General features: G+C 73.2%; 2 protein-coding genes. Both read right to left on the bottom strand.

Annotation, left to right across the window (positions count from 1 at the left end; genetic code table 11):
• Positions 1 to 631, bottom strand: a 631-nt coding sequence (locus ACZ7BZ_RS38365) for a beta-ketoacyl synthase N-terminal-like domain-containing protein (protein ID WP_470362424.1), incomplete at its 3' end; no start/stop codon positions are given.
• The coding region (locus tag ACZ7BZ_RS38360) for an acyl carrier protein (RefSeq protein WP_470362423.1) at positions 628 to 1,142 on the bottom strand (515 nt) is incomplete at its 5' end. The genes ACZ7BZ_RS38360 and ACZ7BZ_RS38365, both read right to left, overlap by 4 nt.

Raw genomic sequence — 1,142 nt, 5'->3', positions numbered from 1 at the left:
CCACCAGCGACGACGAACACGCCGTGTCCACCGTGATCGCCGGACCCTCCAGACCCAGGGTGTAGGCGATCCGGCCCGAGGCCACGCTCGCGGCGCTGCCGGCCAGCAGATAGCCGCGCAGGTCGTCGGCGCCGGAGTCCATGTCCGTGTAGGACTGGCCGGCGAAGCCCAGGAACACCCCGGTCCGGGTGGAGCGCAGCGAGGTCGGGTCGATGCCCGCGCGTTCGACGGCCTCCCAGGCCGTCTCCAGGGCGAGGCGCTGCTGGGGGTCGGTGGCGAGGGCCTCGCGGGGTGACATCCCGAACAGGGCCGCGTCGAACTGCCCGGCGTCGTACAGGAATCCGCCCCGGGTCGTGTCGGAACGGACGGCCAGGTCGGCGAGGTCCCAGCCGCGGTCGGTCGGGAACTCGCCGATCGCGTCCACCCCGTCGGCGACCAGCCGCCACAGGTCTTCGGGCGACTGCACGCCGCCCGGGTAGCGGCAGGCCGCGGAGACGACGGCGATCGGATCGTCGGAGGCCTCCGCCCGGGCGAGGCGCTCGCGGGTGCCGCGCAGTTCGGCGGTGACCCGCTTGAGGTAGTCGGCGAGCTTCCGCTCGTTGGGCGTGGTCGCGGTGGTCACGGCGGTCAGCTCGCTTCCGGGCCGAGTTCGCTGTCGATGGACGCGAACAGATCGTCGAGGGACTCTTCGGTGTCGGGGCTCAGGCGAGCCCGCAGGTACTCGGCGAGGGCGCTCGGCGAGGGATGGTCGAAGACCAGGGTCGCGGCGAGCGTCAGACCGCTCATCCGGTTGACCCGGTTGCGCAGTTCCACCGCCGTCAGCGAGTCGAAGCCCAGCTCGGCGAACGGCCGGTCGGGGTCGATCGCGCGGACGTCGGCGTGGCCGAGCACGGCCGCGGTCTGCTCGGTGACGACGTCCAGGACGTGTCCGGCCCGGTCGGCCTCGTCGAGGTCGGCGAGTTGCTCGGCCAGGCCGGCCGAGGCGGCCTCCGGTGCGACGGACTCGACCGGTGCGACGGCGGTCCGGTGCGCCGGGCCGTCGGTGATCCAGTAGTGGTGGTGGTCGAAGGCGTACGTGGGCAGGTCGACGGGCCGTGCACCCCGCCCGGTGAAGAACCCCGACCAGTCGACCGGAACACCGG

This window comes from Kitasatospora sp. NPDC036934 (assembly GCF_055608425.1).
Note: the sequence above shows the minus strand (reverse complement) of the source record. Positions and strands in the feature narration are given on the sequence as shown.